This window comes from Mycobacterium sp. NGS45 (assembly GCF_059812645.1).
In genome coordinates this window covers 73,530-97,228 of the sequence record NZ_JCALDB010000010.1, presented here as the reverse complement: position 1 = coordinate 97,228, position 23,699 = coordinate 73,530, and the positions used below count along the sequence as shown (strand labels likewise).

Annotated in this window: 23 protein-coding genes; all 23 read left to right on the top strand. The window is 67.1% G+C overall.

The window, feature by feature from the left end:
- Positions 1-34: 34 nt before the first annotated feature.
- The 23 genes from AC5Y3P_RS11325 to AC5Y3P_RS11215 all read left to right on the top strand — a co-directional run bounded on the left by AC5Y3P_RS11325 (position 35) and on the right by AC5Y3P_RS11215 (position 23,670).
- Complete coding sequence (locus AC5Y3P_RS11325) at positions 35-157, top strand: hypothetical protein (protein ID WP_500045991.1); 123 nt, start codon at positions 35-37, stop codon at positions 155-157.
- Positions 158-208: 51 nt separating this feature from the next.
- The gene (locus AC5Y3P_RS11320) at positions 209-604 is read left to right on the top strand and encodes an Rv3143 family two-component system response regulator (RefSeq protein ID WP_500045990.1); all 396 of its coding nucleotides are present in this window, start codon (positions 209-211) and stop codon (positions 602-604) included.
- Between the two features lie 171 nt (positions 605-775).
- A complete protein-coding gene (locus AC5Y3P_RS11315) occupies positions 776-1,135 on the top strand; it encodes an NADH-quinone oxidoreductase subunit A (RefSeq protein WP_500045989.1) in 360 nt (119 codons plus the stop codon).
- Entirely contained in the window at positions 1,126-1,680 is a 555-nt protein-coding gene (locus tag AC5Y3P_RS11310) for a NuoB/complex I 20 kDa subunit family protein (RefSeq protein WP_500045988.1), read from the top strand. Before AC5Y3P_RS11315 ends, AC5Y3P_RS11310 begins: the two co-directional genes overlap by 10 nt.
- Positions 1,677-2,345 carry an NADH-quinone oxidoreductase subunit C gene (locus AC5Y3P_RS11305; RefSeq protein ID WP_500045987.1) on the top strand — a complete coding sequence of 223 codons (669 nt, stop codon included), beginning with the start codon at positions 1,677-1,679 and terminating at the stop codon, positions 2,343-2,345. Before AC5Y3P_RS11310 ends, AC5Y3P_RS11305 begins: the two co-directional genes overlap by 4 nt.
- Positions 2,346-3,644 carry an NADH dehydrogenase (quinone) subunit D gene (gene nuoD / locus AC5Y3P_RS11300; protein ID WP_500045986.1) on the top strand — a complete coding sequence of 433 codons (1,299 nt, stop codon included), beginning with the start codon at positions 2,346-2,348 and terminating at the stop codon, positions 3,642-3,644. It begins immediately after the preceding gene.
- 28 nt (positions 3,645-3,672) lie between these two features.
- Positions 3,673-4,656: an NADH-quinone oxidoreductase subunit NuoE gene (gene nuoE / locus AC5Y3P_RS11295; RefSeq protein WP_500045985.1), complete on the top strand. Its 984-nt coding sequence runs from the start codon at positions 3,673-3,675 to the stop codon at positions 4,654-4,656.
- Positions 4,653-5,969: an NADH-quinone oxidoreductase subunit NuoF gene (gene nuoF, locus AC5Y3P_RS11290; protein ID WP_500045984.1), complete on the top strand. Its 1,317-nt coding sequence runs from the start codon at positions 4,653-4,655 to the stop codon at positions 5,967-5,969. Before nuoE ends, nuoF begins: the two co-directional genes overlap by 4 nt.
- Positions 5,966-8,323, top strand: a complete 2,358-nt coding sequence (locus AC5Y3P_RS11285) for an NADH-quinone oxidoreductase subunit G (RefSeq protein ID WP_500045983.1) — start codon at positions 5,966-5,968, stop codon at positions 8,321-8,323. The genes nuoF and AC5Y3P_RS11285 overlap by 4 nt, the downstream gene beginning before the upstream one ends.
- On the top strand, positions 8,320-9,552 hold the full coding sequence (nuoH, locus tag AC5Y3P_RS11280; protein ID WP_500045982.1) for an NADH-quinone oxidoreductase subunit NuoH: 1,233 nt from the start codon (positions 8,320-8,322) through the stop codon (positions 9,550-9,552). Before AC5Y3P_RS11285 ends, nuoH begins: the two co-directional genes overlap by 4 nt.
- On the top strand, positions 9,545-10,069 hold the full coding sequence (nuoI, locus tag AC5Y3P_RS11275; RefSeq protein ID WP_500045981.1) for an NADH-quinone oxidoreductase subunit NuoI: 525 nt from the start codon (positions 9,545-9,547) through the stop codon (positions 10,067-10,069). The genes nuoH and nuoI overlap by 8 nt, the downstream gene beginning before the upstream one ends.
- Positions 10,066-10,782 carry an NADH-quinone oxidoreductase subunit J gene (locus tag AC5Y3P_RS11270; protein WP_500045980.1) on the top strand — a complete coding sequence of 239 codons (717 nt, stop codon included), beginning with the start codon at positions 10,066-10,068 and terminating at the stop codon, positions 10,780-10,782. Before nuoI ends, AC5Y3P_RS11270 begins: the two co-directional genes overlap by 4 nt.
- Positions 10,779-11,078: an NADH-quinone oxidoreductase subunit NuoK gene (gene nuoK / locus AC5Y3P_RS11265; protein ID WP_500045979.1), complete on the top strand. Its 300-nt coding sequence runs from the start codon at positions 10,779-10,781 to the stop codon at positions 11,076-11,078. The genes AC5Y3P_RS11270 and nuoK overlap by 4 nt, the downstream gene beginning before the upstream one ends.
- Before the next feature lie 42 nt (positions 11,079-11,120).
- Positions 11,121-13,457 carry a nitric-oxide reductase large subunit gene (locus tag AC5Y3P_RS11260; RefSeq protein ID WP_500045978.1) on the top strand — a complete coding sequence of 779 codons (2,337 nt, stop codon included), beginning with the start codon at positions 11,121-11,123 and terminating at the stop codon, positions 13,455-13,457.
- Entirely contained in the window at positions 13,454-14,077 is a 624-nt protein-coding gene (locus AC5Y3P_RS11255; protein ID WP_500045977.1) for a hypothetical protein, read from the top strand. The genes AC5Y3P_RS11260 and AC5Y3P_RS11255 overlap by 4 nt, the downstream gene beginning before the upstream one ends.
- A complete protein-coding gene (locus AC5Y3P_RS11250) occupies positions 14,074-14,838 on the top strand; it encodes a slipin family protein (protein ID WP_500045976.1) in 765 nt (254 codons plus the stop codon). Before AC5Y3P_RS11255 ends, AC5Y3P_RS11250 begins: the two co-directional genes overlap by 4 nt.
- A gap of 2 nt (positions 14,839-14,840) precedes the next feature.
- Entirely contained in the window at positions 14,841-16,739 is a 1,899-nt protein-coding gene (gene nuoL / locus AC5Y3P_RS11245) for an NADH-quinone oxidoreductase subunit L (protein WP_500046076.1), read from the top strand.
- Between the two features lie 5 nt (positions 16,740-16,744).
- Positions 16,745-18,307 (top strand): NADH-quinone oxidoreductase subunit M, encoded by a 1,563-nt coding sequence (locus tag AC5Y3P_RS11240; RefSeq protein WP_500046075.1) that lies wholly within the window; start codon positions 16,745-16,747, stop codon positions 18,305-18,307.
- Positions 18,304-19,893 carry an NADH-quinone oxidoreductase subunit NuoN gene (gene nuoN / locus AC5Y3P_RS11235; protein WP_500045975.1) on the top strand — a complete coding sequence of 530 codons (1,590 nt, stop codon included), beginning with the start codon at positions 18,304-18,306 and terminating at the stop codon, positions 19,891-19,893. Before AC5Y3P_RS11240 ends, nuoN begins: the two co-directional genes overlap by 4 nt.
- 137 nt (positions 19,894-20,030) lie before the next feature.
- Positions 20,031-20,969, top strand: coding sequence for a TauD/TfdA dioxygenase family protein (locus AC5Y3P_RS11230; RefSeq protein WP_500045974.1), 939 nt, complete (start codon positions 20,031-20,033; stop codon positions 20,967-20,969).
- Positions 20,969-21,829: an ABC transporter permease gene (locus AC5Y3P_RS11225; protein ID WP_500045973.1), complete on the top strand. Its 861-nt coding sequence runs from the start codon at positions 20,969-20,971 to the stop codon at positions 21,827-21,829. The genes AC5Y3P_RS11230 and AC5Y3P_RS11225 overlap by 1 nt, the downstream gene beginning before the upstream one ends.
- On the top strand, positions 21,816-22,550 hold the full coding sequence (locus tag AC5Y3P_RS11220) for an ABC transporter ATP-binding protein (protein WP_500045972.1): 735 nt from the start codon (positions 21,816-21,818) through the stop codon (positions 22,548-22,550). The genes AC5Y3P_RS11225 and AC5Y3P_RS11220 overlap by 14 nt, the downstream gene beginning before the upstream one ends.
- A gap of 184 nt (positions 22,551-22,734) precedes the next feature.
- A complete protein-coding gene (locus AC5Y3P_RS11215; RefSeq protein WP_500045971.1) occupies positions 22,735-23,670 on the top strand; it encodes a PhnD/SsuA/transferrin family substrate-binding protein in 936 nt (311 codons plus the stop codon).
- The last annotated feature ends 29 nt before the right edge of the window (positions 23,671-23,699 follow it).

Below are 23,699 nucleotides of genomic sequence, written 5' to 3'. Positions count from 1 at the left end.
TCACGGGGCACTCCGGCACGCCATCCTGGCGGTCTTGGATCAGCCGCCCTACCGGCAGGCCAGCAGGCGGATCGCGGCCCAGATGGCCGCGGCCACCGGGTTTGCCGGGCTGGCTGACGTCGTCAACGGCCTGGTGCCGCACGGTGCGCCACGCTGACCGAGGCCGAAAACGCCCTGACACTAACGAGTTTGCACGTAGCCTGAAGCCGTGGCAGCCGGTCCTCTGCGGGTTCTGGTCTACAGCGACAACCACCGCACCCGCGAACAAGTGATGTTGGCACTGGGCAAACGCGTGCATCCCGACCTGCCCGAGCTGAGCTATCTGGAGGTCGCCACCGCCCCCGTCGTGATCGCAGAACTCGACCGCGGCGGCATCGACCTGGTGATCCTGGACGGCGAGGCCACCCCGGCCGGCGGCCTGGGCATCGCCAAGCAACTCAAGGACGAAATCGTCGACTGCCCGCCGGTGCTGGTGCTCACCGGCCGCGCCGACGACGCCTGGCTGGCCCACTGGTCGCGCGCCGAGGCCGCGGTGCCGCAGCCGATCGACCCGATCCGGCTCGGCGAAACGGTGGTCGGCCTGCTCCGCACGCCGACCCGCTAGAACCCTCCCGGACCGCGTCCAGCAACGCGAAAATTACTGCGGCACTTCGCTCTTCACACCGAAGAGGATTCGGCCGAACACGTGCCCAAATAGTAGCCAAAATGCTCGAAGGTTCCGGTCAAGATCGCTAGTGTGTGTGTTAGCTCACATCGACAGCCCGAGCGAGGGAGCATGGATCTCTACCTACCGATCTTGATCCTCGGAACGATCGCCGCCGCGTTCGCGGTGGGGTCGGTCGGGATCGCGCTGCTGATCGGCCCGCGCCGCTACAACCGGGCCAAGCTGGACGCCTACGAATGCGGTATCGAGCCTGCTCAGCAGCCGCTCGGGACGGGCCGTTTCCCGATCAAGTTCTATCTGACCGCGATGTTGTTCATCGTCTTCGACATCGAGATCGTGTTCCTCTACCCGTGGGCCGTCACATTCGGCCAGCTCGGCCTGTTCGCGCTGATCGAGATGCTGCTGTTCATGGGCGCGGTCTTCATCGCCTACGCCTATGTGTGGCGAAGGGGTGGGTTGGATTGGGACTAGAAGAACAACTCCCCGGCGGCATCCTGCTGACCACCGTCGAGAAGGTGGCCGGGTACGTCCGCAAGGGTTCGCTGTGGCCGGCGACCTTCGGGTTGGCCTGCTGCGCCATCGAGATGATGTCCACCGCCAGTCCCCGCTTCGACATCGCCCGGTTCGGCATGGAGCGCTTCTCGGCCACCCCGCGGCAGGCCGACCTGATGATCGTGGCGGGCCGGGTCAGCCAGAAGATGGCGCCGGTGCTGCGCCAGGTCTACGACCAGATGGTCGAACCCAAGTGGGTGCTGTCGATGGGCGTGTGCGCGTCCTCGGGTGGAATGTTCAACAACTACGCGATAGTCCAGGGCGTCGATCACGTGGTGCCGGTCGACATCTACCTGCCCGGCTGCCCGCCGCGGCCCGAGATGCTGCTCAACGCCATCTTGATGCTGCACGCCAAGATCGCCGAGATGCCGCTCGGGGTACACCGCGACGAGGTGATCGCCGCGACCGAACAGGCCGCGCTGGCCGCCCCCACCACACTGGAACTCAAGGGGTTGTTGCGATGACCGAGCAGCACTCCCCGGAGGTAATCGGACTGCGCCGCGGCATGTTCGGCGTCGAAGGCAGCGGCGACACGTCCGGATACGGCCGGCTGATCACCGAGGTCACCCTGCCGGGCAGCTCCCCGCGCCCCTACGGCGGCTATTTCGATGACGTCGTCGACCGGCTCGCCGAAGTGCTCGGTGCGGTCTTCGACACCGCGGTGCAGCGCATCGTCGTGCACGGCGGTCAACTCACGTTGGACATCGAACGCAGCCAACTGCTCACCGTCGCGCGCACCCTGCGCGACGACGCCGCACTGCGTTTCGAGTTGTGCAGCGGGGTATCCGGGGTGCACTACCCCGAACAGCACGGCCGCGAGCTGCAGGCGTTCTATCCGTTGATGTCGGTGACGCACAACCGGCGGATCAACCTCGAAGTGGCCTGCCCAGATGATGATCCGCACATCCCCTCGCTGTACGGCGTTTACCCCACCACCGACTGGCACGAACGCGAAACCTACGACTTCTTCGGCATCGTGTTCGACGGCCATCCCGGTTTGACCCGCATCGAGATGCCCGACGACTGGGTCGGACACCCGCAGCGCAAGGACTACCCGCTCGGCGGCGTCCCGGTCGAATACCACGGTGCGCGCATCCCACCGCCCGATGAGCGGAGGGCGTACAACTAAATGACCGACACCGAAAACGTCGTCACGCTCGGCGGACAGGACTGGGACGACATCGTCGCGTTGGCGCGCGAGTCGGCGGCCAGTGAACGCATCGTGGTGAACATGGGCCCGCAGCACCCTTCCACGCACGGCGTGCTGCGGTTGATCCTGGAGATCGAGGGCGAAACCGTCGTCGAAGCCCGCTGCGGCATCGGCTATCTGCACACCGGTATCGAGAAGAACCTGGAGTACCGCAACTGGACCCAGGGCGTCACCTTCGTCACCCGGATGGACTATCTGTCGCCGTTCTTCAACGAGACCGCCTACTGCCTGGGCGTGGAGAAGCTGCTCGGCATCACCGACGACATCCCGCAACGCGCCACCGTGGTGCGGGTGATGCTGATGGAGCTCAACCGGATCTCCAGCCATCTGGTGGCCTTGGCCACCGGCGGAATGGAGCTCGGCGCGATGAGCGCAATGTTCTACGGTTTCCGCGCCCGCGAAGAGATCCTGACCGTGTTCGAGGCGATCACCGGTCTGCGGATGAACCACGCCTACATCCGTCCCGGCGGGCTGGCCATGGATCTTCCCGACGACGGAATCGAACGGGTGCGTGCGCTCTGCGCGGCGCTGCCGCAGCAGCTCGCCGATCTGGACAACCTGTTGCGGGAGAACGCGATCTGGAAGGCCCGCACCCGTGACATCGGCTACCTGGACCTGGCCGGCTGCATGGCCCTGGGCATCACCGGGCCGGTGCTGCGCTCCACCGGCCTGCCGCTGGATCTGCGCAAGGCCCAACCCTATTGCGACTACCAGGATTACGAGTTCGACGTGATCACCGGCACGAACTCCGACTGCTATGACCGCTACGTCATCCGGGTGGAGGAGATGTACCAGTCATTGCGGATCGTGCAGCAATGTCTGGACCGGCTCGAGCCGGGGCCGGTGATGATCGACGACAAGAAGCTGGCCTGGCCGGCTGACCTCGAGCTCGGGTCCGACGGTTTGGGCAACAGCCCCAAGCACATCGCCAAGATCATGGGCAAGTCGATGGAAGGGCTGATCCACCACTTCAAGATCGTCACCGAGGGCTTCCGGGTGCCGGCCGGGCAGTGCTACATCGCCGTCGAGTCGCCGCGCGGCGAACTCGGTGTGCACATGGTTTCCGACGGCGGTACCCGGCCCTACCGGGTGCATTACCGCGACCCGTCGTTCACGAATCTGCAAGCGGTGGCGGCGATGTGCGAAGGCGGCATGGTCGCCGACGTGATCTCCGCGGTCGCTTCGATCGACCCAGTGATGGGCGGGGTGGATCGGTGATCGTGCGGACACAGAACGGAGCCCGGGGATGACCGATACGCATCACATCATCGATCTGACGCTGGGTCCCCGCCCGGATGAACCGGGGCCGCCGATCGGCGGGCCGCTGACCTACGAGTCGGAGATCGAACATCGGCTGGCCGCGGATGCCGCGGTCATCATCGCCCGCTATCCGCACCCGCGTTCTGCGCTGCTGCCGCTGCTGCACCTGGTGCAGGCCCAGGACGGTTACGTCAGTGCCGCCGGAATCTCGTTCTGCGCCAGGCAACTCGACCTCACCGATGCCGAGGTCACCGCGGTGGCGACGTTCTACTCGATGTACCGGCGCACCCCGACCGGGCAGTATCTGGTCGGGGTCTGCACCAACACGCTGTGCGCCATCATGGGTGGGGACGCGATTCTGGAATCCCTGGAGAACCATCTCGGCATCGCGGCCGGTCAGACCACCGATGACGACCAGATCACGCTGGAACACATCGAATGCAACGCGGCCTGCGACTACGCGCCGGTGGTGATGGTGAACTGGGAGTTCTTCGACAACCAAACCCCCTCCTCGGCAACAGGTCTGGTGGACGCGCTGCGCTCCGGTGAACAGGTTGTGGCCACCCGCGGTGGGACGGTGTGCCCGTTCGCCGAGACGGCCCGCACCCTGGCCGGGCTTGGCGATCCGGATCGGCCCGCCGACGGCCCGGGCACCACGACCGCGACGTTGGCCGGCTTGCGGGTGGCCCAGGCGTTGGGTTTCGACTCGGCCTTCCCCGCAAGTGCGGGATCCGGTACGACCAACGTCGCGAGTGCGGAACCAGGTAACGCCGGCGTCGCGAGTGCGGAATCCGGCACAGATTCGGCGTCGAGTGAGGAATCACGTAGCAGCTCAGGCCCGAGTGAGGAATCACGCACACAAAGTGCGAGTGCACCTGTGCCTGACTCCTCACTCGGCACGGGTGGTGTACCAGATTCCTCACTCGAGCCGGACAAGTCTCGGCGCAACGGCGACGGAGCACAACAATGACGCCGTTGACCCCGGTGCTGAGCCGGTTCTGGGACGCCGAACAGCCGTGGACCCTGGAAACCTATCTGCGCCACGACGGTTACCGCGCGCTACCCAAGGCGCTGGCGATGGCGCCGGACGACGTCATCGCGCTGGTCAAGGATTCCGGCCTGCGCGGTCGCGGCGGCGCGGGATTCCCCACCGGCACCAAATGGTCGTTCATCCCGCAGGACGACACCGGCGCGGGAGCCAAACCGCACTACCTGGTGGTCAACGCCGACGAGTCCGAACCCGGTACCTGCAAGGACATTCCGCTGATGCTGACCACGCCGCACTTCCTGATCGAAGGGGCGATCATCGCGGCGTATGCAATCCGGGCCCGGCACGCGTTCATCTATCTGCGCGGTGAGGTCGTTCCGGTGTTGCGCCGACTGCAAGCCGCCGTCGCCGAAGCGTATGCGGCCGGCTACCTGGGCACCGACATCTGCGGATCCGGTTTCGATCTCGACCTCATCGTGCACGCCGGTGCGGGTGCCTACATCTGCGGTGAGGAGACCGCGCTGCTGGATTCGCTGGAGGGCCGACGCGGCCAACCCCGACTACGGCCGCCGTTCCCCGCGGTCGCCGGTCTGTACGCCTGCCCCACCGTGGTGAACAACGTGGAATCGATCGCTTCGGTGCCGCCGGTGGTGCTCGGCGGTGTGGACTGGTTCAAGTCGATGGGCTCGGAACGCTCCCCCGGCTTCACGCTGTATTCGCTGTCCGGGCACGTCACCACGCCGGGTCAGTACGAGGCGCCGCTGGGCATCACGTTGCGCGAGTTGCTGTCGTACGCCGGCGGTGTCCGCAAGGGCCACGAATTGAAATTCTGGACCCCGGGTGGTTCGTCGACGCCGCTGCTGACCGCCGAACACCTGGACGTACCACTGGATTACGAGGGTATGGCCGGGGTGGGCTCGATGTTGGGCACCAAGGCGCTGCAGATCTTCGACGAGACCACCTGCGTGGTGCGCGCGGTGCGGCGCTGGTCGCAGTTCTACGCGCACGAATCCTGCGGCAAGTGCACACCGTGTCGCGAAGGCACCTACTGGCTACGCCAGATCTACGACCGGCTGGAGACCGGAGCCGGCACCCGCGAGGACATCGACAAGCTGCTCGACATCGCCGACACCGTCTTCGGCAAGTCGTTCTGCGCGCTCGGTGACGGTGCGGCCACCCCGGTGATGAGTTCGATCAAGTGGTTCCGCGCCGAATACGAAGCGCACCTGGACGGCGGCTGCCCGTTCGACCCGTACGCCTCGATGCTGGGCGCACCGGAAGGAGTCGGCGTATGACCACCACCGAGCCGAACCGGGACGCACCGCCGGTCGAGTTGGTGACCCTGACCATCGACGACCAGCAGGTCTCAGTTCCGGCCGGCACCTTGCTGATTCGCGCCGCCGAACTGATCGGCGTGCAGATCCCCCGGTTCTGCGATCATCCGCTGCTCGACCCGGTCGGGGCCTGCCGGCAATGCCTGGTGGAGATCGAAGGCCAGCGCAAGCCGATGGCGTCGTGCACCGTCACGGTGACACCGGACATGGTGGTGCGCACCCAGCACACCAGCGAAGCCGCCGACAAGGCCCAACACGGTGTGATGGAACTGCTGCTGATCAACCACCCGTTGGACTGTCCGGTGTGCGACAAGGGCGGTGAATGCCCACTGCAGAACCAGGCAATGTCCAACGGCCGCCCCGAAACCCGGTTCGACGACGTCAAACGCACGTTCCCGAAACCGATCAACCTGTCAGCGCAGATCCTGTTGGACCGCGAACGCTGCGTGCTGTGCGCACGGTGCACCCGGTTCTCCAATCAGATCGCCGGCGATCCGTTCATCGAGCTGCTGGAACGCGGCGCGCTGCAGCAGGTCGGCATCGCTCCCGGCGAGGCGCTGGACTCGTACTTCTCCGGCAACACCGTGCAGATCTGCCCGGTCGGTGCGCTGACCAGCGCCGCCTACCGGTTCCGGGCCCGGCCGTTCGATCTGGTGTCCACGCCCAGCGTGTGCGAGCACTGCGCCTCAGGGTGTGCGCAACGCACCGACCACCGGCGCGGCAAGGTGATGCGCCGATTGGCCGGTGACGACCCGGAAGTCAACGAGGAATGGAACTGCGACAAGGGCCGCTTCGCGTTCAAATACGCCACGGTCGGTGACCGCATCCAGACCCCGATGCTGCGCGACGACGACGGCTCGCTGCGCCCGGCGTCCTGGTCGGAGGCCATCGCGGTGGCCGGTGCCGGCTTGGCGGCCGCGGCCGGCAACACCGGGGTGCTGGTCGGCGGCCGGCTGACCGCCGAAGACGCCCGCGCCTACAGCCGGTTCGCGCGAATCGCGCTGAACACCAACGATATCGATTTCCGGGCGCGTGCCCACTCGGCCGAGGAGGCCGACTTCTTGGCCAGCCGGATCGCCGGCACCCCGGTGACGGTGAGTTACGCCGACCTGGAAACCGCGCCGGCGGTCTTGCTGGCCGGCTTGGAACCGGAAGAGGAATCACCGATCGTGTTCCTGCGGATGCGCAAGGCAGTCCGCAAGAACAACCTGCCGGTGTGGGCCATCGCGCCGTTCGCCGGCCGCGGACTGGCCAAGTGCAACGCCCGACTGGTGCCGACCCCGCCCGGCCAGGAAGCCGCAGCCCTGGACCAACTGGCCGGCGAATTACCGGGCGGGGCCATCATTTTGGTCGGTGAACGGCTGGCCGCCAGCCCGGGTGCCTACTCGGCGGCCGCGCGGCTGGCGGATGCCACCGGCGCCCGGCTGGCCTGGATCCCGCGGCGCGCCGGGGAGCGCGCGGCGCTGGACGCCGGGTGCCTGCCCAACCTGTTCGCCGGCGGCCATCCGGTCGCCGATCCGGCCGCGCGCACCGCGATGACCGAGGTGTGGCACGTCGACGAGCTGCCGGACACACCGGGCCGAGACACCACGGCCATCCTGGCCGCGGCCGCCGCCGGCCAGTTGCGCGCACTGTTGATCGGCGGCGTCGAACTCGCCGACCTGCCCGATCCGGATGCGGCGCGCCAGGGGTTGCAGGCCGCGCCGTTCGTGGTCAGCCTGGAACTGCGGGAAAGCGCGGTCACCGCGCACGCCGACGTGGTGTTCCCGGTCGCGCCGGTGGCTGAGAAGGCCGGGACGTTCATCGACTGGGAGGGCCGCGCCCGCCCGTTCGGCCCCGCCCTGAGCGGCACCGCCACCTCCGATGCCCGGGTGCTGCAGACGCTGGCCGACGAGCTCGGCGTGGACCTCGATGTGGGTGGTACCGACACCAGTTGGACCGGGCCACGCCCAGCCGACCCGACCGTCGTCGCGGCCGCGGCGCCCACCACGGCACCCGGCACGGCGGTGCTGGCGACCTGGCGACTGCTGCTCGACGCCGGCCGACTACAAGACGGCGAACCGTACCTGGCCGGCACCGCCCGGCCGCCGATTGCGCGGTGCTCGGCGGCCACCGCAGCCGAGATCGGCGCCGACGACGGCGACATCGTGGTGGTCGCGACCGAGCGCGGTGAGATCAGCCTGCCGCTCACGGTCACCGAGATGCCCGACCGGGTGGTGTGGTTGCCGATGAACTCACCGGGCAGCGCCGTGCACGCTCAGCTCGGGGTGACCGCGGGCGCCGTCGTGCAGCTGCGCCGAGGAGAGCCGTCATGAGCTATCCGGATCCGACCATCTTCGGCCACGACCCGTGGTGGCTGATGCTGATCAAATCGGTGGGCATCTTCGGGTTCCTGGTGCTGACCGTGCTGGTGGCGATCCTGGTGGAACGGAAAGTGTTGGGGCGCATGCAGTTGCGCTTCGGACCCAACCGGGTCGGCCCGTTCGGGTTGCTGCAGTCGCTGGCCGACGGCGTCAAACTGGCGCTCAAGGAGGGATTGGTCCCGGCCGGTGTGGACAAGCCGATCTACCTGATGGCACCGGTGATCGCGGTGATCCCGGCCATCTTGGCGTTCGCGGTGATCCCGATGGGTCCGGTGGTGTCGATGTTCGGCCACCACACCCCGTTGCAACTGACCGACATGCCGGTCGCGGTGCTCTACGTATTGGCCGTCACGTCGATCGGCGTGTACGGGATCGTGTTGGCCGGCTGGTCCTCCGGGTCCACCTATCCGCTGCTGGGCGGATTGCGGTCTTCTGCACAGGTGATCTCCTACGAGATCGCGATGGCGCTGTCCTTCGTGACGGTGTTCCTCTACGCCGGCACCATGTCCACCTCCGGGATCGTCGCCGGCCAGCAACGCACCTGGTTCGCGGTGCTGCTGCTGCCGTCATTCGTGGTGTACGTGATCTCGATGGTCGGCGAAACCAACCGCGCCCCATTCGATCTGCCCGAGGCCGAAGGCGAACTCGTGGGTGGCTTCCACACCGAGTACTCGAGTTTGAAGTTCGCCATGTTCATGCTGGCCGAGTACGTGAACATGACCACGGTGTCCGCGTTGGCGGCCACCATGTTCCTCGGCGGCTGGCAGGCGCCGTGGCCGATCAGCCTGATCGACGGCGCGAATTCCGGCTGGTGGCCGCTGATCTGGTTCGTCGCCAAGGTCTGGGGTTTCCTGTTCTTCTACATGTGGCTGCGCGCCACCCTGCCCCGTTTGCGCTACGACCAGTTCATGGCGCTGGGCTGGCGGGTGCTGATCCCGGTGTCGCTGGCCTGGATCATGACGGTGTCGATCACCAAGACCTTGGGCATGCACGGCGCCGGGCCGTGGACCACGGTCGCGATCAACGCCGGATTCTTCGTCGCCGCCACATTGGTGGCGGCCTACGTCATCGCCCGCAACCGGGCCCGTCGTCGTCGGGCCCGCGCCGAGATCCCTGCCACCGGATCCGCCGGTGGCTTCCCGGTACCGCCGCTACCTGGCAAGGAGGAGGCACATGTCTAAGCTGCTCGACGCCATCGCCGGTTTCGGTATCACGTTCTCGTCGATGTTCAAACGACCGATTACCGAACAGTATCCGGAGGGAAAGCGCCCCGCGCAGCCGCGCTATCACGGCCGGCACCAACTCAATCGGCATCCGGACGGACTGGAGAAGTGCATCGGCTGCGAGCTGTGCGCGTGGGCCTGCCCGGCCGACGCCATCTACGTCGAGGGAGCCGACAACACCGACGGTGAGCGCTACTCCCCCGGCGAACGCTACGGCCGGGTGTACCAGATCAACTATCTGCGCTGCATCGGCTGCGGGTTGTGCATCGAGGCCTGCCCCACCCGGGCCCTGACCATGACCAACGACTACGAGATGGCCGGCGACAACCGCTCGAAGATGATCTACGACAAGGAGCAGCTGCTGGCCCCGCTGCAGCCGGGTATGACCGCTGCGCCGCACCCGATGGTCGACGGCGCCACCGACGACGACTACTACCTGGGCCACGTCAAGGCCGGCGGCGAGTTACGCCGATGACAGCCGAGCAGGTGGTGTTCTGGATCCTGGCTGGGATCGCGGTGCTCGGCGCCTTGGGCGTGGTCGCCGCACCCAAGGCGGTGTACTCAGCAATCTTCTTGGCCGCCACCATGATCAGTCTCGCGCTGATCTACGTCAGCCAGGGCGCGCTGTTCCTCGGCGTGGTGCAGGTGGTGGTCTACACCGGTGCGGTGATGATGCTGTTCCTGTTCGTGCTGATGCTGATCGGCGTGGATTCGGCGGACTCCCTGGTGGAAACCTTGCGCGGACAGCGGGTGGCCGCGGTGGTCGCCGGATTGGGTTTCGGCCTGCTGCTGATCGCCGGCATCGGCACGGCCGCCACCACCGGGGTCGTCGGCCTGGATGAGGCCAACGCCGGCGGCAACGTCGAAGGTCTGGCGATCCTGATCTTCACCCGCTACCTGTGGGCGTTCGAACTGACCAGCGCGCTGCTGATCACCGCCGCGCTCGGCGCCATGGTGCTGGCGCACCGAGAACGCTTCGAGCGACGCAAATCCCAGCGCGAACTGGCCACCGAACGGTTCCGCAACCTCGATGACCCGGACAGCCGGCCCAGCACGCTGCCGGCGTCGGGCGTGTATGCCCGGAGCAACGCCGTCGACGTGCCAGCCCGGTTGCCGGACGGTTCCGATGCTGCGATCTCGGTCAACCCGCTGCTGGTGCCCCGCAGTCAGCCCGAGGAGCGATCATGAGTCCAAATGCCTACCTGTACCTTTCGGCGCTGCTGTTCACCATCGGCGCGGCCGGCGTGCTGCTACGCCGCACCGCGATCGTGATGTTCATGTGCATCGAACTGATGCTCAATGCCTGCAACCTGGCGTTCGTCACGTTCTCCCGGGTGCACGGCAACCTGGACGGGCAGGTGGTGGCGTTCTTCACCATGGTGGTCGCGGCCTGCGAAGTGGTGGTCGGGCTGGCCATCATCATGACGATCTACCGAACACGACGCAGCGCGAACGTCGACGACGCACACTTGTTGCGGCACTGACAGGCAGGGCATCGGGGAACTTGACTAAGGAGGTCAAACGCCATGGCAACAAAGACATCTGATCCATCGGGGGCGGAACCCAACAGTCGGCTCGAAGAGTCGGTGGGCAAGGGATGGGTTCAGGGTGTCGCCCTGGTGATGATCTTCGGCTTCTTCGTGATGGGCATCCTGGCCTACCGCACCTACACCGCTTCGATGCCGATGCCCGACCGGGTGGTCGACTCGACCGGGCAGGAACTGTTCACCGGCGAGCAGATCACCCGCGGCCAAGAGCTGTTCCAGGCCCGCGGCCTGATGCAGTACGGATCCATCCACGGCCACGGCGCCTACCTGGGTCCCGATTACACCGCCGACTACCTGCGGCGGGCCACCGAAAGCGTGGCGGCCCAACTGGAAAGCGAAGGCGCCACCCAGATCCACGACACGGTGGTGGCCGAGTTCCGGACCAACCGCTTCGACGAGGCCACCAAGACCCTGGAGTTCACCGACCATCAGGTGCAGGCATTCGAGGAGTTGCAGCAGCACTACGCCACCTACTTCGGCCCGGACGCCAAGAAGAACGGTCTGCGCGCCAACTTCATCACCGATCCGGGCGAAATCCACGACCTCACCGCGTTCTTCTCCTGGAGCGCGTGGGCCGCGGCAGCCGAACGGCCCGGCCACAACTACACCTACACCAACAACTGGCCGGCCGAACCGCGCGTGGACAACGGCCCGACCGCCGACCTGATCGTGTGGTCTGCGTTGTCGCTGGTGGCCCTGCTCGGTGGCACCGGCATCATGTTCGCGGTCTACGGCCGGTGGAGCCAGAAGATCGGCTGGCACGCCAACGAGGCGCCGATGATCTCCTACAACCAGCCCGGCGAGGTGACGCTGACCAAGTCGCAACGCGCCACGGTCTGGTTCTTCATCATCGTCTCGCTGCTGTTCTTCGTCCAAGCCCTGCTCGGCGCGCTCACCGAGCATTACCGGGCCGACCTGTCCAGCTTCTTCGGCCTGGACCTGGCCCAGCTGCTGCCCTACAACCTGGCCCGCACCTGGCATCTGCAGCTGGCGCTGCTCTGGCCCGCGGCGGCGTTCCTGGCGGCCGGGATCTTCCTCACCCCGTTCATCACCCGCAGGGAGCCGCGCAAGCAGCACTGGCTGGTCTACGGGCTGCTGGGGGCGGTCACCGTGGTGGTGGTCGGCTCACTGCTCAGCGAAGCGCTGTCGGTGTTCGGCGTGATCGAAGAAGGCACGCTGTTCTCCCAGCAGTGGGAATACCTCGACCTGCCCCGGATCTGGCAGATCCTGCTGGTGATCGGACTGTTCATCTGGATCGCGATCATCTACCGCGGCCTGCGCTCGGCCCTGAAAACACAAGCCAAGACCAGCATGCCGTGGCTGTTCTTCTTCGCCGGCCTGGCCATCCCGGCGTTCTACGCGGTCGGTCTGTTGGCCGGCAGCGACACCCACTTCGCGGTCGCCGACTTCTGGCGGTTCTGGGTGGTGCACCTGTGGGTAGAGGACTTCCTGGAGTTGTTCACCACCGTGATGGTGGCCTATGTCTTCGTGCTGCTGGGCGTGGTGCGCAAACGCATCGCGATCGGCATCATCTTCTTGGACATCATCTTGTACTCGGCCGGTGGCGTGATCGGCACCATGCACCATCTGTACTTCTCCGGAACACCGGTGGAACACATGGCGTTGGGCGCGTTCTTCTCGGCCGCCGAGGTCATTCCGCTGACCCTGCTGACTGTCGAGGCGTGGACCTTCCTGCACCTGGGTTCCCGACAACAGTCCGCCGACACCAAGCCGTTCCCGCATCGGTGGGCGGTGATGTTCCTGGTGGCCGTCGGCTTCTGGAACTTCCTGGGCGCCGGGGTATTCGGCTTCCTGATCAACCTGCCGATCGTGTCCTACTACCAGATCGGCACCGCGCTGACCGCCAACCACGGTCACGCGGCGATGATGGGCGTGTACGGCATGCTGGCCGTCGGGCTGGGGATGTTCGCATTGCGTTATGCGATCCCGGCCGACAAGTGGCCGGAGAAGGCCGCCAAATGCAGCTTCTGGTGCCTGAACATCGGCCTGGCCTGGATGGTGTTCGCCACCTTGTTGCCGCTCGGCGTGATCCAGCTGTACCACTCGGTCAACTCCGGCTATTTCGAGGCGCGCTCACTGGGCTTCATCACCGAACCCGGCAACGTGCTGCTGGAGTGGATGCGGATGCCCGGCGATTTGATCTTCATCATCGGCGGCATCGTGCCGTTCATCTGGATCGCCTGGGTGGCGGTGCGGAACTTCTTCGGCGGCCCGAGCACTGACGAGTTCCCGGAAGACGTGCTCTACACCGAGATTCCGGTGGATGCGGCCGCCGAACGGGAAGGCACACCATGACCGAGGTGGACATCACGGTCTGGTTGGTGGCCGGCTACGCGCTGGCGCTGGTGGCCGTGGCGTGGGGTTTCGACCTGATGGCGCGCCGCGCCTCCACCCGCGCCGCGGCCTGGCACGCCGGCGGCTTCACCTATCACCGCGATCACGACGCCTGGTTGTGTCCGGAGGACCAATGGTTGTGGCCCACCTCGTTCGACGCCAACAACCGGGTGATGCGGTACCGGGCCCGTCCCACCGTGTGCAACGGCTGCCCGGTGAAGTCGGACTGCACCACGTCTTCGCACGGCCGCGAGATCAGCCGCCAGGTCGATGAGTGGCCGCACTCGGAGGCCGGCCGGTTCCACCGCGGAATCGCCTGTGCCATCGTAGGTTTGGCAGCGTGCATGGTGATCGGCGAAGCGCTGCTGAAACACCGACCGGTTGAGTTGCTGGTGCTCGGTACCGCGCTGGTCCTCGTCGTCGCGCTGTCCGCACCGCTGTTCCGGCACTTGATCACCACCCGTGTCGACGCTCCGGCACACCTGCCCGAGCGCACCGCCCAGGAGGATGCCGTGGCCGCTGCCATCGACCGCTACTCGACCCGCTGGGGATCCCAGCAGCGGGAGCGTGGGGCCCGGTGATCTGGTGGGGTGTGGCCGCGCTGGTCCTCGTCGTACTCGCGGTGCTGGCCTGGCTGTCGGTCGTGGTGTTACGCGAATACGAACGCGGCGTGGTGTTTCGGGCCGGCCGGCTGCGCCCGCTGTACGGGCCGGGCCTGACCGTCCTGATTCCGCTGCTGGACCGAATGGAACGGGTCGACCTGCGGGTGGTCACCCTGACCATCCCGCCGCAGGAAGTGATCACCAAGGACAACGTCCCTGCCCGGGTCAACGCCGTGGTGATGTTCCGGGTGGTCGACCCGGCCAACGCGATCACCGCGGTGGAGAACTACTCGGTGGCCACCTCGCAGATCGCCCAGACCACGCTGCGCTCACTGCTGGGCCGCGCCGATTTGGACACCCTGCTGGCCCACCGTGAGGACCTCAACTCCGACCTGCGGACCATCATCGAGAAGCAGACCGAGGAATGGGGTGTGCAGGTGCAGGTGGTCGAGATCAAGGACGTCGAGATCCCCGAATCCATGCAGCGCGCCATGGCCCGCGAAGCCGAGGCCGAGCGGGAACGCCGGGCCAAGGTGATCAACGCCCGCGGTGAGCTGCAGGCGTCGGCCGAACTGCGGCAGGCCTCCGAGGAACTGTCCAAGAGCCCGGCGTCGCTGCAGTTGCGCTACTTGCAGACGCTGCTGGAGCTGGGCGCCGACCAGAACTCGACGGTGGTGTTCCCGCTGCCGGTGGACATCGTCACACCGTTCCTGAACCGGGACAACGGGAGTCGCCGGTGACCATGTCGGCGCTGGCCCCGTTGTTCCTGCTGCCGTTGTTCGGTGCGGCCGTGCTGCTGATCGGCGGCAAGCGCACCAACTCCTGGGGACATCTGCTCGGCTGCGCCACGGTGCTGCTGGCATTCGGTTGGGCGGCCAAGCTGTTCGTGGATCTGTTGGCCCGCTCCCCCGAGCAGCGGGTGATCCACGAACGCCTGTTCTCCTGGGTTCCGGTGGCCGCGCTGCGGGTGGACTTCGGGCTGCAACTCGATGCGCTGTCGGTGTGCTTCGTGCTGCTGATCACCGGCGTCGGTGCACTGATCCACGTGTACTCGGTCGGTTACATGGCCCACGACCCGGGCCGGCGCCGATTCTTCGGCTATCTGAACCTGTTCGTGGCGGCCATGCTGCTGCTGGTGCTGGCCGACAACTACCTGGGCCTCTACGTCGGTTGGGAGGGCGTCGGTTTGGCGTCCTACCTGCTGATCGGGTTCTGGTCGCACAAACCCACCGCGGCCACGGCCGCCAAGAAGGCGTTCGTGGTCAACCGGGTCGGCGACGTCGGGCTGTCGATCGCGCTGATGGTGATGTTCGCCAAACTGGGCACCATCTCGTTTGCCGGCGTGTTCGGCACCGCGGCACTGGCCGGTGAGGGCACGCTGACCGCGATCGGTCTGTTGCTGCTGCTGGCGGCCTGCGCCAAGAGCGCCCAAGTGCCCCTGCAGTCCTGGCTCGGTGACGCCATGGAGGGCCCGACGCCGGTGTCGGCGCTGATCCACGCCGCCACCATGGTGACCGCGGGTGTCTACCTGATCGTGCGGTCGGGCCCAGTGTTCGACCTGGCGCCGGCCGCGCAAACCGGTGTGGTGATCGTCGGCGCCGTCACGCTGCTGTTCGGTGCGATCATCGGCTGCGCCAAGGACGACATCAAGAAGGCGCTGGCGGCCTCCACCATGAGCCAGATCGGTTACATGGTACTGGCCGCCGGATTGGGCGCGGCCGGTTACGCATTCGCGATCATGCACCTGCTCACGCACGGCTTCTTCAAGGCCGGTCTGTTTTTGGGCGCCGGGTCGGTGATGCACGCCATGGACGACGAGACCGACATGCGCCGCTACGGCGGGCTGCGCACCCTGATGCCGATCACCTTCGTCACCTTCGGCCTGGGCTATCTGGCCATCATCGGGGTGCCGCCGTTCGCCGGCTTCTTCTCCAAGGACCCGATCATCGAAACCGCTTTCGCGGCAGGCGGTCTGCGCGGCTGGCTACTCGGCGGTGCGGCGCTGCTCGGTGCCGGCCTGACCGCGTTCTACATGACCCGGGTGATGCTGTTGACCTTCTTCGGTGAGCGCCGCTGGAAGCCCGCACCGGAGACCGGCGCGCCGCCGCACCCGCATGAATCCCCGTCCAGCATGACGGTGCCGATGATCGTGCTGGCGATCGGTTCGCTGGGGGCCGGCGCGCTGCTGGCCGTCGGTGGCCGACTCCAACATTGGCTCGAACCGGTGGTGGGTGCCCACCACGTACAGCACGCGGTGCCGGTCTGGGTGATGACGACGATCACGCTGGTGGTGGTGGCGATCGGGGTGGCGATCGCCTGGCGCAGCTACGCCGCCCAACCCGTCGCCCAGACTGCGCCGCAGGATGTTTCGGCGCTGACCACCGCGGCCCGGCGCGACCTGTACGGCGACGCGTTCAACGAGGCGGTGTTCATGCGGCCCGGTCAGCTGCTCACCCGGGAACTGGTACGGGCCGACGACGTCGGTGTGGAAGGTGTCGGCGGCGGTCTGGCCGCGCTGATCACCCGCGGGTCCCGCGCGCTGCGGCTGACCCAGACCGGGTTCGCCCGCTCCTATGCGCTGTCGATGCTGGCCGGGGCGGCCCTGCTGGTCGGCGCGATCCTGCTGGCGCGGGGGTGGTGAGCGTGCTGACCGACCTGCCGGTGTTGACCGTGTTGTGGGCGGTGCCGCTGCTCGGTGCCGCCGTCATCCTGGTGTTGCCTTCGGCGGCACGACGTTTCGCCAAGTCCGCGGGCCTGGCGGTGGCCGCGGTGGTTCTGGTGCTGGCGATCTGCCTGGCGGTCGGTTTCGACCCGGCCGGGCCGCAGTTCCAGTTCGTCGAGGAGCACCCGTGGATCCCGTCGTTCGGCACCGGCTACCTGCTGGGCGTGGACGGTATCGGTCTGGCGCTGGTGCTGCTCACCGCGGTGCTGGTGCCGCTGTTGCTGGTGGCCGGCTGGAACGACGCCGACCCGAAGCTGCTCGGTGGCCGCGGTCCACACGCCTATGTGGCGTTGATCCTGGCCGTCGAAGGCATGGTGCTGATCTCGCTGGTCGCCTTGGATGTGCTGCTGTTCTACGTGTTCTTCGAGGCCATGCTGATCCCGATGTACTTCCTGATCGGCGGTTTCGGCGCGGACCGGCAGCGACGGTCGGCGGCCGCGGTGAAGTTCTTGCTGTACAACCTGTTCGGCGGTCTGATCATGTTGGCCGCGGTGATCGGGCTGTACGTGGTGACCGCCAACAGCACCGCGTTCGCGGCAGGCACCTTCGACTTCCGCGCCATCGTGGCCGCGGTGTCCTCGGGTGAGCTGGTGGTCAACCCGGCCATCATGCATTTGATCTTCCTCGGCTTCCTGCTGGCGTTCGCGATCAAGGCCCCGCTGTGGCCGTTCCACCGCTGGCTGCCCGACGCCGCGGTGGAGGCCACCCCGGTCACCGCGGTACTGATGATGGCCGTGATGGACAAGGTCGGAACGTTCGGCATGCTGCGCTACTGCCTGCCGATGTTCCCGGATTCCTCGGCGCTGTTCCGGCCGCTGGTGGTGGCGTTGGCGGTGATCGGCATCGTCTACGGCGCGGTGGCCGCGATCGGGCAGCGCGACGTGATGCGGCTGATCGCCTACACCTCGATCTCGCACTTCGGGTTCATCATCCTGGGCATCTTCGTGATGACCAGCCAGGGCCAGTCCGGTTCCACCCTGTACATGATCAACCACGGCTTGTCGACGGCGGCGTTGTTCCTGATCGCCGGGTTCCTGGTGTCGCGCAAGGGTTCCCGGTTGATCGAGGATTACGGCGGGGTGCAGCAGGTGGCCCCGGTGCTGGCCGGGACATTCCTGGTGGCTGGCCTGGCGACGCTGTCGCTGCCCGGGCTGGCACCGTTCATCAGTGAGTTCCTGGTGCTGATCGGCACGTTCCCGCGGTATCCGGTGTTCGCGGTGCTGGCGGCCAGCGCGCTGGTGCTCTCGGCGATCTACGTGCTGTGGGCGTATCAGCGGATGATGACCGGGCCGGTGCGCGACCGGCACATCTCGGACCTGGTGCCGCGCGAACTGGTGGTGGTGGTGCCGTTGATCGCCCTGCTGATCGGACTGGGCGTCTACCCCAAACCGGCTCTGGACGTGATCAACCCGGGGATCGAATACACGCTGGGCGGCATCGGTGAAACCGATCCGGCGCCCAGGCTGGCGGAAGGACCGCAGGAATGACGAGGTTTGTCGCTGCGGTGCCGGCCCCGTCGGTCGAATACGTCCAGCTCTCCCCGATGCTGATCGTGTTCGGGGCCGCGCTGCTCGGCGTACTGATCGAGGCATTCGCGCCGCGCCGCGCCCGGTACCGGTCACAGCTGGCAGTGACGGTGGTCGGGCTGTTGGCCGCGCTGGTCGCGGTGGTGCTGTTGGGCCGCGAATTACACGGCGGCACCGGGCAAACCGCGGTGTCCGGTTCGGTCGCGATCGACCCGCCGACGTTGTTCCTGCAGGGCACCATCCTGCTGATCGCGGTGCTGAGCGCACTGCTCATCGCCGAACGTCGCCCCGCTGAGCCCCAACCATCCAGGGGCACAGTCACTTTGGATGCGTTCACGCCGCAGGCCTCGGCGGTGGCCGGCAGCGTGGCCGAGCAGGCCGCGGTGCGCGCCGGAGCGGTGCAGACCGAGGTGTTCCCGCTGACGCTGTTCGCCGTCGGGGGCATGCTGCTGTTCCCGGCCGCCAACGACCTGCTGACCCTGTTTGTCGCGCTCGAGGTGCTCTCGCTGCCGCTGTACCTGATGTGCGGACTGGCCCGACGCCGGCGGTTGCTCTCCCACGAGGCCGCGCTGAAGTACTTCCTGCTGGGCGCGTTCTCCTCGGCGTTCCTGCTGTACGGGGTCGCGCTGCTGTACGGGGTGTCCGGCAACTTCGATCTGGCCGCCGTCGCCGACGCAGTGCGCGGTGACGGCGACACCACGCTGGCGTTGATCGGTACCGCGCTGGTCGCGTCCGGTCTGCTGTTCAAGATCGGGGCGGTGCCGTTCCACTCCTGGATCCCCGACGTCTATCAGGGTGCGCCCACCCCGATCACCGGGTTCATGGCCGCGGCCACCAAGATCGCGGCGTTCGGTGCGCTGCTGCGGCTGTGCTACGTGGCGGTGCCCGAGTTGCGTGACGAGTGGCGGCCGGTGCTGTGGGCGGTCGCGATCCTGACCATGGTGGTGGCCACCGTCATCGCCGTCACCCAAAGCGATGTCAAACGGCTGCTGGCCTATTCAGCGATCACGCACGCCGGTTTCATCCTGCTCGGTGTGATCGCACTCAACGAGGCCGGGCTGTCGGCCACGCTGTTCTATCTGTTCGCCTACGGGTTCTCCACCCTCGGTGCGTTCGCGGTGCTCAGCGTGGTGCGTGACCGCCACGGCGAGGAGGCCACCGCGATGTCCGCGTGGGCCGGCCTGGGCCGACGCCACCCCCTGGTCGGTTTGGTGTTCTCGCTGTTTCTGCTCGCGTTCGCCGGCATCCCGTTGACCAGTGGCTTCGTCGCGAAGTTCGCGGTGTTCAAGGCCGCCGCCGAGGGCGGCGCGATCCCGCTGGTGGTGATCGGTGTGCTGGCCAGCGCCGTCGCCGCCTACTTCTACGTCCGGGTGATCGTGCTGATGTTCTTCACCGACCCGCCCGCGGAGGCACCCGAGGTGGTCACCCCCAGCGTGCTGAGCGTCGCGACCATCGGTCTGACCGCCGTGGTCACGCTGGTACTCGGTGCGGTGCCGCAGCCGCTGTTGGACCTCGCCGACGCCTGCGCGCAGTTCCTCACCCGGTGATTTCGGTGCGTTTGGGTGCGGTGAGCACCCCCAAACGCACCGAAATCACTCACACCGATTTCAACGGGTGATCCTCGCTGGGCGCTGCGGTTAAGTTCCGATCACCGCAATCCGCAACGCTTTCGAGGGAATGACGCATGACAGTGACAGCCCACACCGCTCTGAAGGTCAGTCCGCTCTCAGGTTGGACCGGCGCCTTGATCACCGGAGTCGACCTGTCCGAACCGCTTTCACCGGAGGACCGGGCCGGCATCGAGGACGCCCTGCACCAGTGGAAGGTGGTGTTCTTCCGGGACCAGGATTTGGATCACGCCGCGCAGATCGCGTTCGGTGCGCAGTTCGGCGACGTCACCCCGGGCCATCCCTATGAAGGCGACTCGGCGCCACCGGGATTCCCGCAGATCCACACGGTCTCCCCGGCCGCCTACGACCACCGGTACGGCACCAAGTACCGCAAGAAGCAGAGCCCGAACGGACCGGGTTGGCACGCCGACGTCACGCCGCTGATCAACCCGCCGTCGCATTCCATCCTGCGCGCGGAAACCGTGCCCGCCTACGGTGGCGACACCCAGTTCGTCAACACCGCCGCGGTGTATCAGGGTCTGTCGCAGCCGGTTCGGGAACTGATCGACGGCCTGCGCGCCGAGCACCGGTTCGGCTCCGACGCCAACGCCGAGCGCAGCAGCGAGAAGATCGGCGACCTGGTCCGCAACAACCCGCTGGCCACCATCCACCCGGTGGTGCGGGTGCATCCGGTCACCGGCGAGAAGGTGGTCTACGTCAACCCGTCGTTCACCCGTCAGATCGTCGACCTGGCTCCGCGGGAGAGCCGGCACCTGCTGGACCTGCTGTTCGAGGAGATCGGCCGACCGGAGTACTCGGTGCGGTTCAAGTGGGAACCGGGCAGTGTGGCGTTCTGGGACAACCGGGCCGCGTTGCACCTGGCGCCGCGCGACTTCGAGCACGTCGAAGGCGACCGGGTGTTGCATCGGATCACGCTGGTCGGTGACATCCCGGTCGGCCCGGACGGGCAAGCCTCCGAATCGCTTTCGGGTGACTTCTTCGGGGCCGCCTGATGGCCACCGTGCTGGAGCGGGCGCAGACCGGGGTGTCCGGTCCGCGCCCGCGCGCACTGGTCGACCCCCGCGGCGACGGCGGCGGACGCAACCGTCGCAGTGTCCCGCGTTGGCTGCAGCGGCTGACCGGCCCGGTGTTGTTGGTCGCGTTGTGGCAGCTGTGCTCGAGCGTCGGCATTTTCGACCCGCGCACCGTCCCGGCGCCCAGTTCGGTGCTGCGCGCCGCGATCGACCTGGTGGCCGCCGGATTGCTGCAGGATCATCTGATCACCAGCCTGCTGCGGGTCGGCTACGGCCTGTTCTTCGGCATCACGCTGGGGCTGGGCTTGGCGTTGATCGCCGGCCTGTCCCGGATCGGTGAGAACTTCGTCGACGCCAATATGGAGGTGCTGCGCGCGATTCCGAACTTCGCGCTGGTGCCGCTGCTGATCGTCTGGTTCGGCATCTCCGAGGTACCGAAGGTGACGCTGATCGCGTTGTCGGTGGCGGTGGCCATCTACATCAACACCTTCAGTGCGATCCGCAGCGTGGACGCCGGGCTGGTGGAGGCCGCCCGGTCGTTCGGGGCCGGTCGCCGCGAAATGATCACCCGGGTGATCCTGCCCGGTTCGCTGCCCGGCTTCCTGATCGGTCTGCGGCTGGCGCTCACCGCGTCCTGGTTGGCGTTGATCTTCGCCGAGACCATCAACGCGAAGAAGGGCCTGGGCCGGATGATGACCGATGCCCGCGAGTACTTCCAGATCGATGTGGTGTTCGTGTTGATCGCGGTGTACGCGGTGCTGGGCTTGCTGTCCATCCTGATCGTGCGGTTCCTGGAGGGACGACTGCTGACCTGGAGACGAGCCTATGACGGTGACTGAGACGGTGGCCGATCCGGCGATCACCGGCGCCGTGGTGATCGCCAAGGATGTCCGAAAGAGCTTCGGCGACAACGTGGTCCTGGACGGGATGACGTTGCAGATCGAGCCCGGCGAGTTCGTTGCGCTGCTGGGCCGCAGCGGGTCCGGCAAGAGCACGTTCCTGCGAGCCCTGGGCGCGCTGGACGGCGCCTTCGACGGCTACCTGCGGGTGCCGGAACGACGCGCGATCGTGTTCCAGGATCCGCGGCTGCTGCCGTGGCAGCGGGTACTGACCAACGTCACAGTCGGGTTGCCGGCCACCGCTGCGGTGCGCGATCAGGCGCGCCGCGCGCTGGCCGAGGTGAACCTGGCCGACAAGGCCAAGGTGTGGCCGCGTACCCTCTCCGGCGGTGAAGCCCAGCGAGTTGCCTTGGCCCGCGCCCTGGTTCGCGACCCCGAGCTACTGCTGCTGGACGAGCCGTTCGGCGCGTTGGACGCGTTGACCCGGATCAAGATGCACGGCCTGCTGCAGGACCTGTGTCGTCGGCACACTCCGGCGGTACTGCTGGTGACCCACGACGTCGACGAAGCCATCCTGCTGGCCGACCGGGTGATCGTGCTGACCGACGGAGCGATCTCGCTGGATGTTCCGGTGGACGTCGAAAAGCCCCGCAACCGCGACGCTCCCAGGTTCTTGGAGCTGCGCCGCCGGTTGCTGGCCGAACTCGGCGTCGCTGACTGACCCGCACCACCCGCCCACCCGCGAACCAGCCCTTCCGCAGAGGAACCGACATGTCATTGCTGCGCACGTTGCGCCGAACCTGCCCGTACTGCTCACGATTCCGCTGCTGGCCGCCGGCTGCGGCATCTCCGACGACGACGGCGGCCAAGCCATCGATTCGGTTCAGATCGCTGGCACCGTCGACGTGCCGGAAGGCACCAAACTGGTGGTGGCCGAACAGAACCTCACCCAGTCGCTGCCCTGGACCCTCTCCGACGCCGGCCATGACGCGCCGTATGAGGTCGAGTTCGCCAACTTCAGCGGCGGACCCGCGGTGATCGAAGCGCTGCGCTCGGGAGCCGCCGACGTCGGCGCGGTCGGTGAGGCCCCGGTCCCGATCGCCGTAGACAACGGCATCACCGACCTGGTGGTCATCGGTCTGCAAGCCAACCCGGGCACCAGCGGCGGCTACTTCCTGGTGGCCAAACCGGACAGCGGGGTGGAACGCATCGAGGACCTGCGCGGCAAGCGGGTGGCCTACCCGCCGGGCACCGGCCGGCACATGATCACCGCGGCGCTGCTCAAACGGCACGGACTCGACCCCAAGACCGACATCCAGCCGGTGGAACTGGCCGGCGCCGAGGTGGTTCCGACGTTCGCGGCCGGCGCCGTCGACGCGGCAATCGTGCTGGGCAACCAGTACTACCAGCTCGGTGAACCACCAATCCTGGGCGACGGCAAGGGAATCAACACCGGAATCCAGTCCTTGATCGTGCGCCGCGACAGCCTCGACGACCCGGTCAAGGTCGCCGCGATCGGCGACTTCGTCGGCCGCTCGGTGGCCGCCAACAACTGGAAGGACACCAACTCCGACGCCTGGATCGACGCGTACTACGTCAAACAGCAAGGCATCGACGCCGCAGCCGGCCGCAGGCTCTACGACGAGGACGGTCTGGCGCCCTACTACCCCATCGACGATGCCGCGACCGGCCTGTTCCAATCGGTGGCCGACGGCCTGTTCGACACCGGCACCATCAAGACCAAGGTAAAGATCGCGCCCCATCTCGACCCGCGCTACAACGACATCGTCAGCGCCCAGAACCAGCTCGACGGCGTCACGCCCAAGCCCATCGAATCCTGACCGCAGATCCCGACGAGGAGGAAACAGCC